The following is a 9161-nucleotide window of genomic DNA, read 5'->3' as shown; positions in this document are numbered from 1 at the left end:
TGGATTTGGTCGACTCAATGAGGTGGACGATGGCAAATGGCCACTGGTATGGCAATACGACAAATGTGGACGCATCACGCAAGAGCACCAAGGCTTTAGTAGTCAATATTTTGATTATGACCAAGCGGGACGCTTATTTAGAATGCGCCTGCCTGATGGTAACATCTTAACCCACTATTACCGAGGTGATGAAGTCAGCCAAATTGACCTAAACGGTCAAACACTATCAACCCACCGCTGGCAGGAAGGCAATGAAATTGCCCGTAGCATGGGGCGATGTGGCGAACTCAATTGTCATCAGCAATTTGATAGCCGTGGTCGATTGCTTAATCAAAAAGTCAGGGTCAAAGACAGCCTAAATAAACCGATTGAACGTCATTACCAATATAATGTTGCCGGTGAGCTCACCCAAATGACCGACAACTACAAAGGGGTAAAAACCTTTACCCACGACTTAAAAAGCCGACTCAGTAGCGCTAGCCACCAACCTTATAGCCAAGGGCAATTACCGGATGAGCTGAGCTATAAAGGCTATCATGAGCACTTTTATTTCGACGGGGCCGATAACTTACTGGGCAGTGAAAAGCCACTTGATGAATTAAAACACGCATCATCTACTGCCAAAACCCATGGCACCCCCAAAGCACCCTGCCCCCACAGCAACAAGCTCAAGGCTAACCGCTTATTGATTCAAGGTGACCGCCATTATCAGTACGACCAATACGGCAATGTGATTCGAGAGTTACGCGGTAAACGGCAACATACTGAACACCAATTTAAATGGAATGGGCAACATCAGCTTATTGAATTTAAAAAAATCCGCCACTACTGGGACGAAAACGACAAAGACTTTCATCAAACGGTAGAAACCGTACACGGTTATGAATATGACGCCTTTGGTCGCCGAATCAGCAAAACCGACATGCAAACGGGCGATAAAACGCTGTTCTTCTGGCAAGGTGAAAACCTTATTACGGAATGCCACGCCGATGATGCGGACTTTAGTGTAGAGGTAATCCGCAATGAACACACAAAAGCCCAAGACTACCGCTGCATCAGTTACATTTACGAGCCGGGCAGCACCGGCTTTAGACCGATGGCGCAGTTAGTCGGTCGTGGACGGGGTGGGCAAATCTACTACTACCTCAACGACCAACTCGGCACCCCACAAGAGCTAATAACGGCGAATGGCGACATTGTCTGGAGTGGTGTTTACAAATCCTATGGCAACCTTGCCATAGAATACCGCACCGTACCACAAAACCTGCGCTTTCAAGGGCAGTATTTTGACGAGGAGTCAGGACTGCACTATAATCGCTACCGCTATTACGACCCGCACACAGGTCGCTACCTCAGCCAAGACCCTATCGGACTGGCCGGTGGTGAAAATGCCTATAGCTATGTCCCTGACCCACTGGCTTGGATTGACCCATTGGGGTTGTCGGATGAGTGTCCGGGAGTGACAACGGTTAAAACTTTTCCTGATGGTATTAGTTTTGACATCGATCAGCCAGCTCATTTAAGTACTGTAAAGGAATATACTCAGCGAAAAGGGATTACAGGTGGGCACAATGCAAATGCATTTTATTCCGCTGCAAACAAATATGGTATAAAGATCGTAGGCGAAACACCTACAGGGGTTCCTGGTATAACTGAAATAAAATACAAAATTCCAGCAAAGGATAGAGCTGGTAATATTAGTGGTTATAAAGACAAACCGTTAACCAAAACTATTTATGATCCTAAAATAGTATCAGATCAAAAAATATTAGCTTTAGGGCAACAAGCTGCTGCTAGTGGGTATAAATCAGCAATGGCATCAGGCGTTAGAGAATACACAAGTAGCGCAGGTGGAGTAAGTTTTAGGGTTTATTTAGACCTTAAAACAGGAACTGTAACAAACTTCTTTCCGGTAACGAAATAATGAACGAATATATTTTTAAACACATTGATTATGACAATGATCCTGATTGGGTTATTAAAGATTTTTTTAATTCAATCCACCTTTATAGAAAATTTGTTTGGAGTATTGAATATATTATTAACAGGATCGGTTTTGTAATGGATGAAACATATTGTAATTTCCCTGATTGGAATGATTTAGATCCTGAATATCATTTCAATGGAATAATGTTTGGTGTCTGGGAGGGTGAAATTATAGTACCAGAGAAAATCGGTTTTAAATATGTTCGACTAGCGTGCGAAAATTATTTAAAACTTCATCCAGAAGATACAGATAAGATCAATAAGCTACTTGATAAAATTCCTGTATAATTATCCAAATCGACCTAAACGGTCAAACACTATCAACCCACCGCTGGCAGGAAGGCAATGAAATTGCCCGTAGCATGGGGCGATTTGGCGAACTCAATTGTCATCAGCAATTTGATAGCCGTGGTCGATTGCTTAATCAAAAAGTCAGGGTCAAAGACAGCCTGAATAAACCGATTGAACGTCATTACCAATATAATGTTGCCAGTGAGCTCACCCAAATGACCGACAACTACAAAGGGGTAAAAACCTTCACCCACGACTTAAAAAGCCGACTCAGTAGCGCTAGCCACCAACCTTATAGCCAAGGGCAGTTACCGGATGAGCTAAGCTATAAAGGCTATCATGAGCACTTTTATTTTGACGGGGCCGATAACTTACTGGGCAGTGAAAAGCCGCTTGATGAATTAAAACACGCATCATCTACTGCCAAAACCCATGGCACCCCCCAAGCACCCTGCCCCCACAGTAACGAGCTCAAGGCTAACCGCTTATTGATTCAAGGTGACCGCCATTATCAGTACGACCAATACGGCAATGTGATTCGAGAGTTACGCGGTAAACGGCAACATACTGAACACCAATTTAAATGGAATGGGCAACATCAGCTTATTGAATTTAAAAAAATTCGCCACTACTGGGACGAAAACGACAAAGACTTTCATCAAACGGTAGAAACCGTACACTGTTATGAGTATGACGCCTTTGGTCGCCGAATCAGCAAAACCGACATGCAAACGGGCGATAAAACGCTGTTCTTCTGGCAAGGTGAAAACCTTATTACGGAATGCCATGCCGATGATGCGGACTTTAGTGTAGAGGTAATCCGCAATGAACACACCAAAGCCCAAGACTACCGCTGCATCAGTTACATTTACGAGCCGGGTAGCACCGGCTTTAGACCGATGGCGCAGTTAGTCGGTCGTGGACGGGGTGGGCAAATCTACTACTACCTCAACGACCAACTCGGCACTCCACAAGAGCTCATAACCGCGAATGGCGACATTGTCTGGAGTGGTGTTTACAAATCCTATGGCAACCTTGCCATAGAATACCGCACCGTACCACAAAACCTGCGCTTTCAAGGGCAGTATTTTGACGAAGACAAATTTGTCTGGAACAAATTTGAACAATGCTTTAGCATTGGCCCTGAAAGGGTGAGTATCAGGATGATACGAATAATCAGGGTTACACTATAATCGCTACCGCTATTACGACCCGTACACTGCTCGCTACATCAGCCAAGACCCAATAGGGCTGGCTGGTGGTGAAAACGCCTATAGCTATGTTCCTGACCCACTGGCTTGGATTGACCCGTTGGGATTGTCGGATGAGTGTCCGGGGACAGCTTCTAGAAAGGTATCTAATCAATATTCAGGTGATTTAGTTAAAGTAAGCAAACCTGATGCAGCAGCTGATGCTCTTGCAGAAAGATTGGGAGGACAATCTAGAGTAAGATTTGCTAATGATATAAGAGAGTTTGATGCAATTAGTGACTCATATATTGCTCAAACTAAGCCACCTCTACAACAGTTAAATAAGAGTGTTAGAAATCAAATGAAAGCAACATTTGAAGCGGCTAAGGAAACCAATCGTTCCGCGTATTATCACTTTGAAGGCGAACCTGCAAAGTCGGTAATAAATAAATTACATGAATATAGCAAACGTTACGGTGTAAAATTAGTTATAGATACTAAACCACTTAATCCAAAAAAGTAAGGTAATAAAATGATAGAATATTATGGATGGATATCATTAAGCAATTCTACATATGAAAGTGATGATTACGAAATGAAATTTATATTAGATAAACTTACAACTTTCATATCGAAGCATAAACTAGATGATAGCTCAGGATTTATTAAAATACATGTAGTTAATGTTTCTTACCAACTAATGGTTAGCGGAAATGCTAACCATTATTCACAGGATATAGCTGATATATTTGAGTTATATAATTATGTGGCTCAAATTTCACAAGGATCTTATGGGTTACTGTATGTTAGAAATGATGAGTTAATTGATGCCTTTAACGAATTTGAAGTCTTTGTTTTAGCAAGAGGAAAAATAAGAAAAGAAAAAGACCCTTTTTTATCCCCTTGTATTCCCAAGATAGAAGATGAGGAGGAGTAACTAATAATATTTTTTTCAATTAAATCCGTCAAAAAGTGCATATGATGCCAAAGTTGGTGGTTATTAGTTTAAATTACCCCATGCTCCGAGAACCAATAAAATAACTAATACATTTTTAACAATCCCATCAAGAAATATTAAATAGGCGGTACAAGGCTGTAAATACCCCAAATTTAGCACACAACTCACGTAGAAAATGGGACTGTTCATAATTCTGTGTCATTTTAGTTCACAAAGAGATTACCTTATCAAGGCGATTAAGGAAAAATATCATCAACGGCGACAATGCTAAATTCCAATTTTAGATTGGCATTGTCTATTTTTACTCCGCATTTTGCAACACCAAATACAACAGCTTGGGCAAGCTATTTTTATTAGGAAAACCGTTTTTGGTCTTTGTTAATTTACAAAATTGTCGACGAATGGACTCAATAGCACCCGTAGTATAAATCACTTTATGAATAGGCTCAGGATGTAGTAATTTAATAATTTAAAACATTCTAGGTAGTAAACTAATATCATCAAAATGAGGTGAATAATGACAACAAACAGACAAAAATTTACAGTAGAATTTAAACGTGATATAGCAGTAGCTACCAATAAAATATGAAAATGGAAATAGCTATGAAAAAAATAGTGCTAAATGGTGAAAATATTCATTCAGAATCTGATTTTCATAAACAAATAGCAACTTTATTGGGTTTTGGTCAATACTATGGTGAAAATCTAGATGCATTATGGGATTGCTTGAGTTATGACGTAGAACGCCCGATTTTAATAATATGGAACAATTCAGATTATTCAAAAAGACAGTTAGGAGAAATAACATTTAATAATATTATAAAAATATTTCAATTAGTAAGAGAACAAGATATAGACTCAAATTTAACAGAAAAAATTAATTTTGAATTAAGATAATAAAATGTGATGCAGGAAGTTAAATCCTATGGCAACCTCGCCATAGAATACCGCACCGTACCACAAAACCTGCGCTTTCAAGGGCAGTATTTTGACGAGGACAAATTTGTCTGGAACAAATTTGAACAATGCGTTAGCATTGACCCTGTAAGGGTGAGTATCAGGATGATACGAATAATCAAGGCTGCACTATAATCGCTACCGCTATTACGACCCGTACACCGCCCGCTACATCAGCCAAGACCCAATAGGGCTTGCCGGTGGTGAAAATACCTATAGCTATGTTCCTGACCTACTGGATTGGATTGAACCGTTGGGGTTGTCTATTCATTATCAATATAATTCATATACAGGAAAAGCATATGATATGAAAATAACATCAGTCAAACCCAAATGGCCACAACCAGGTGTATCGTTTATAGACAAATAAAAGGTTATATTATGAAAATTCAAGAATTAGATGGGACTATTATAGATGTATTTGCAATTTATTGGTTCAATGATAAAACTCTTTTTTTAGGGCTTCCTAAAAATTACGGAGGATTTATTGCATATAGCTCTAATGAAGTATCAGTAATTGAACCTCACATTAATTTTAAAACAGTGTATTTTGAAAATAATGGAAAAGGTATTTTTCACTGGGCTTTAATTCAGGAATCTTTATTAGATGATTTAGTTGAACGAGACGAAGACGCATATAAACGCTTCCTCGTAATCATTAAATCAGAAAATTTAGTTAATCCTGAATTTTATTAGAAGATAATCAAATCCCTGCTTATTTTGTGGGGAGTAGAAAAAAATCCAGCTTTGGGTGGAGAATTACCAGGAATGAATAACGATCCTCGCTTTCCTGAATCGGCTGGATTCAAAAAAATGCAGGCTATCCATGAACTTCCTGATGGTTCAAACATCAATATTCATTATCAATATAATTCATATACAGGAAAAGCATATGATATGAAAATAACATCAGTCAAATCCAAATGGCCACAACCAGGTGTATCGTTTACAGACAAATAATAAGGTTATTTTATGAAAATTAGAAATTTAACTGGGACTATTATAGATGTATTTGCAATTTATTGGTTCGATGATGAAACTCTTTTTTTAGGACTACCTAAAAATCACGGAGGATTTATTGAATATAGGGCTACTGAAGTATCAGTAATTGAACCTCACATTAATTTTAAGACAGTGTATTTTGAAAATAATTCAAAAGGTATTTTTCACTGGGCTTTAATCCAAGAATCTTTATTAGATAATATAATTGAACGAAACGAAAACGCATATAAACGTTTCCTTGAAATCATTAAATCAGAAAATTTAGTTAATCCTGGCTTTTATTAGAAGATAATCAAATCCCTGCTTATTTTGTGGGGATTACTTGGTATATCCACACTTTTTAGTACCTAAAAGATAAGGTCATAAATTCATTTATTGCCATACCCTACCCACTGATTTGGATTGACCCGTTGGGGTTGTTGGATGAGTGCCCAGAAACGAAGAGAAAAAAAGTAAAATGAATAAATTATTATTTGATTTTTATCAAACCGATAAACCGCTGTCAGGAAAGCTAGTTTATCGAGAATCAGAATATTCGTTAGACTTCATTGAATGTTCTAATGACAATTTAGTTAGATTATCAGGTCATGGTGGATGTACTTCTTTGACTGTGCATACACTGCAAATCGAAGTTGGTATTAATACAGGCAAGTTACTTTACCCTTGGGGATTATTTCCTTTAATACATGCTATTGATAAGCCGCTTATAATACCTAATAGTTATTATGGTGAACTATCTATTAACCTTAAAAAAAATAAACTTATATCTGGGGTATCTATTGAAATTCCAGGATCTGATCATTGGCAATTATATAAAGATCCGTCTTCCTGTTGGATTTTTGTAGGTAACCCAAGTATTACACAGTATTCTTGTTCTATTGAGTTTGCTAATAATGTTATAGCATCTATAGCAAATGATAGTATTGTTGCGTTTTGGATGAGACCTGTCATTGAGATCTAATAAGGTACTTTTTAGTATTTATGTGATAATAAGCGATTAAGAATGATTTATACCGCTAATATTATTAATCAGCATCATTTAGAAATTAGTGTAGATAATAATACCACGCTGAAAGATTGGATATTAAGTGATGCAAGTCACGGTACACTTGAAGAATTAAGTGATAAATTGTGGTTATGGCAAGTTCTTGAGAATGAACTTGATAATATCAATTATTTTCTTGGACAATTGGGATTATTAATATCATGGAAATTACCCACACCAGAGCCAGAAAAACCTAAACGCAGGCTACCTTAAAATAGAATAATTGACGGCTAATAAGCAACCGTGCTTATATCAAATCCTTGCATTAAAACAGCGAGGATTTTCCTTATTTACTCTGTAATTTTACTGCCTGTTAAAAAATCAAATAAAATCAATATCTTTTCTGAACGATTATTATAAAAAACACAATAACTTTTTAGCCTACCCAAAGGCTGTTTTTGCTATATCAATATGACGCCTTTGATCGCCGAATCAGTAAAACCCAAGACTACCACTGCATCATCATTTAATATTAAAATTGGAAATAGGGAATTATGGACCGCTCCTAATGGCACTAAACCTATTTTAGAATCTTTAACTAGTAGTAATAAACACATAGGAACTTTTACTACATCAATAAATAGTCAAATTGCTTTAACAGAATTTGAATTAGCCTTAAAAACAGCGCTAAAACAAAATGGAATAGTAACAGACAAAATGCCCCATGGCGGAAATTGGGAATTTCTATTATCTGCACTAAGAAACATTGGAGAAAATATTGTTGTTAAACATGCTAGATATAACCCTAAATAGGAGGATCTAATGTTAAAATTTATTGATATTTACTCAAAAGTAAATAGTAATGTTGAAATTGATTATTATGTTCCTTTCACTATAGATATAAAAGAAAATGAATTTTTTAATGAAAATAGTTTATATTGGAGAACAGGTAATTTTGATACTTCATTATTAGAAATTGAGATTGGTGAAAAATCAGGGATTTTAAAAAGTATTACACTTACTTCAGTTAATCAAATCACTACTAATGATATAAATTTTAAAGCATTAAACACCATAATTGGAGCACCTATCCTTGATATTTCAAGGATAAAAAATAAAATTTATGATTATGTTTCTGAATATATTGTATCTTTGACTATTAATAATATTACAGTCAATATGTCTACTAAAACTGTGGCAAAAACTATTATTAAAACAGGAAGAATTACGCTAGGATTTGGATTTGAAAATGAACTGATGTTTATTACTATAAATAATTTATCTTCTAATGAATACAAAGATCTTAAAGATAGTTTTAGACTTTAATAAATTAAAATAGCTATAACCTAAAAATTATGTCGATGGCTCAAAAGAGATATGGGTACATGATAAACAATCCGCCCGTCAGGTTAAGCATATTTCACCGAGTGGTGCAACAATTGAACGTCACTATGGTCAAGAAGGAGAGCTTTTAGCCGAAACCGACCCCTTAGGCAATACCACCGAATATCGCTATGACGGTGAGCTCAATTGCATATCGGTCACCTATCCCGATGGTCAGCGTTTATGGCAACGCTTTAATCGTGGCTTATTAATGGAGCGTATACAGTACAGTGCCGATGCCAGTGAAAAAAGCAAAGAAAAATGGGAATATGATAGTGATGGACAACTGCTGTGCTATATCAACCCCATGCAAGAAGAGTTGCACTATCAGTGGACCGATAGCGGCCTATTAAGTGCTATCCGCTATGGCGATGAGACCAGCGAACACTATACCATCAACGCACTGGGG

The 9161-nt window shown here is 37.1% G+C and carries 15 protein-coding genes and 2 pseudogenes; 16 read left to right on the top strand and 1 reads right to left on the bottom strand.

Translation table 11 applies throughout. From position 1 onward, the window contains the following. The 5 genes and pseudogenes from A9G41_RS11370 to A9G41_RS11350 form a co-directional block, all read left to right on the top strand. Window positions 1-1924 (top strand): RHS repeat-associated core domain-containing protein (locus A9G41_RS11370; RefSeq protein WP_179854695.1); only part of this gene is annotated, 1924 nt, incomplete at its 5' end. Further along, window positions 1924-2274 carry a ribonuclease toxin immunity protein CdiI gene (gene cdiI, locus A9G41_RS11365; RefSeq protein ID WP_075539702.1) on the top strand — a complete coding sequence of 117 codons (351 nt, stop codon included), beginning with the start codon at window positions 1924-1926 and terminating at the stop codon, window positions 2272-2274. The genes A9G41_RS11370 and cdiI, both read left to right, overlap by 1 nt. A gap of 74 nt (window positions 2275-2348) precedes the next feature. Continuing rightward, entirely contained in the window at window positions 2349-3470 is a 1122-nt protein-coding gene (locus A9G41_RS14855) for an RHS repeat domain-containing protein (protein ID WP_075539701.1), read from the top strand. Next, window positions 3454-3990, top strand: a pseudogene (locus A9G41_RS11355) (restriction endonuclease fold toxin); the annotation flags it as partial. The gene A9G41_RS14855 and the pseudogene A9G41_RS11355, both read left to right, overlap by 17 nt. A 9-nt stretch (window positions 3991-3999) precedes the next feature. After that, window positions 4000-4404 carry an Imm7 family immunity protein gene (locus tag A9G41_RS11350; protein ID WP_075539699.1) on the top strand — a complete coding sequence of 135 codons (405 nt, stop codon included), beginning with the start codon at window positions 4000-4002 and terminating at the stop codon, window positions 4402-4404. Between the two features lie 322 nt (window positions 4405-4726). On the opposite strand, the gene A9G41_RS15120 is transcribed toward A9G41_RS11350, so the two are convergent. Then, a complete protein-coding gene (locus A9G41_RS15120) occupies window positions 4727-4867 on the bottom strand; it encodes a transposase (protein WP_442903297.1) in 141 nt (46 codons plus the stop codon). Between the two features lie 161 nt (window positions 4868-5028). Here A9G41_RS15120 and A9G41_RS11345 point away from each other — a divergent pair, with 161 nt between their 5' ends. From A9G41_RS11345 to A9G41_RS11305, 11 genes and pseudogenes are all read left to right on the top strand, one after another. Continuing rightward, complete coding sequence (locus tag A9G41_RS11345; protein WP_075538427.1) at window positions 5029-5322, top strand: barstar family protein; 294 nt, start codon at window positions 5029-5031, stop codon at window positions 5320-5322. A 76-nt stretch (window positions 5323-5398) separates the two neighbouring features. After that, a pseudogene (locus A9G41_RS15115) lies at window positions 5399-5473 on the top strand (pentapeptide repeat-containing protein); the annotation flags it as partial. A gap of 33 nt (window positions 5474-5506) precedes the next feature. Beyond that, on the top strand, window positions 5507-5752 hold the full coding sequence (locus A9G41_RS13680; RefSeq protein ID WP_082259655.1) for an RHS repeat-associated core domain-containing protein: 246 nt from the start codon (window positions 5507-5509) through the stop codon (window positions 5750-5752). A gap of 11 nt (window positions 5753-5763) precedes the next feature. Beyond that, on the top strand, window positions 5764-6078 hold the full coding sequence (locus A9G41_RS11340) for a hypothetical protein (RefSeq protein ID WP_075539698.1): 315 nt from the start codon (window positions 5764-5766) through the stop codon (window positions 6076-6078). A 72-nt stretch (window positions 6079-6150) separates the two neighbouring features. Further along, window positions 6151-6342 carry a hypothetical protein gene (locus A9G41_RS11335; RefSeq protein ID WP_075539697.1) on the top strand — a complete coding sequence of 64 codons (192 nt, stop codon included), beginning with the start codon at window positions 6151-6153 and terminating at the stop codon, window positions 6340-6342. Between the two features lie 12 nt (window positions 6343-6354). Continuing rightward, window positions 6355-6669, top strand: coding sequence for a hypothetical protein (locus A9G41_RS11330; RefSeq protein ID WP_065652307.1), 315 nt, complete (start codon window positions 6355-6357; stop codon window positions 6667-6669). 142 nt (window positions 6670-6811) lie between these two features. After that, window positions 6812-7345 carry a hypothetical protein gene (locus A9G41_RS11325; protein ID WP_143425466.1) on the top strand — a complete coding sequence of 178 codons (534 nt, stop codon included), beginning with the start codon at window positions 6812-6814 and terminating at the stop codon, window positions 7343-7345. 42 nt (window positions 7346-7387) lie between these two features. After that, complete coding sequence (locus A9G41_RS11320) at window positions 7388-7642, top strand: hypothetical protein (protein ID WP_075539695.1); 255 nt, start codon at window positions 7388-7390, stop codon at window positions 7640-7642. Between the two features lie 198 nt (window positions 7643-7840). After that, a complete protein-coding gene (locus tag A9G41_RS11315) occupies window positions 7841-8182 on the top strand; it encodes a hypothetical protein (protein WP_075539694.1) in 342 nt (113 codons plus the stop codon). Between the two features lie 9 nt (window positions 8183-8191). Continuing rightward, a complete protein-coding gene (locus tag A9G41_RS11310; RefSeq protein WP_075539693.1) occupies window positions 8192-8695 on the top strand; it encodes a hypothetical protein in 504 nt (167 codons plus the stop codon). A gap of 268 nt (window positions 8696-8963) precedes the next feature. Beyond that, the coding region (locus tag A9G41_RS11305; RefSeq protein WP_143425435.1) for a hypothetical protein at window positions 8964-9161 on the top strand (198 nt) is incomplete at its 3' end.

Origin of the sequence: Gilliamella sp. Nev5-1 (assembly GCF_001690895.1) — a bacterium.
GTDB lineage: Bacteria > Pseudomonadota > Gammaproteobacteria > Enterobacterales > Orbaceae > Gilliamella > Gilliamella apicola_C.
The sequence above is the reverse complement of the archived record's forward strand: the minus strand, read 5'-3'. Positions and strand labels throughout refer to the sequence as shown.

Excerpts from the sequence above, each read along its gene's own strand:
- A9G41_RS11310 (WP_075539693.1), top strand. The coding sequence starts at position 8,192 with ATGTTAAAATTTATTGATATTTACTCAAAAGTAAATAGTAATGTTGAA.
- A9G41_RS14855 (WP_075539701.1), top strand. The coding sequence starts at position 2,349 with ATGGGGCGATTTGGCGAACTCAATTGTCATCAGCAATTTGATAGCCGT.
- cdiI (WP_075539702.1), top strand. The coding sequence starts at position 1,924 with ATGAACGAATATATTTTTAAACACATTGATTATGACAATGATCCTGAT.
- A9G41_RS11345 (WP_075538427.1), top strand. The coding sequence starts at position 5,029 with ATGAAAAAAATAGTGCTAAATGGTGAAAATATTCATTCAGAATCTGAT.
- A9G41_RS11315 (WP_075539694.1), top strand. The coding sequence starts at position 7,841 with ATGACGCCTTTGATCGCCGAATCAGTAAAACCCAAGACTACCACTGCA.
- A9G41_RS11350 (WP_075539699.1), top strand. The coding sequence starts at position 4,000 with ATGATAGAATATTATGGATGGATATCATTAAGCAATTCTACATATGAA.
- A9G41_RS11340 (WP_075539698.1), top strand. The coding sequence starts at position 5,764 with ATGAAAATTCAAGAATTAGATGGGACTATTATAGATGTATTTGCAATT.
- A9G41_RS11335 (WP_075539697.1), top strand. The coding sequence starts at position 6,151 with ATGAATAACGATCCTCGCTTTCCTGAATCGGCTGGATTCAAAAAAATG.
- A9G41_RS11330 (WP_065652307.1), top strand. The coding sequence starts at position 6,355 with ATGAAAATTAGAAATTTAACTGGGACTATTATAGATGTATTTGCAATT.
- A9G41_RS11320 (WP_075539695.1), top strand. The coding sequence starts at position 7,388 with ATGATTTATACCGCTAATATTATTAATCAGCATCATTTAGAAATTAGT.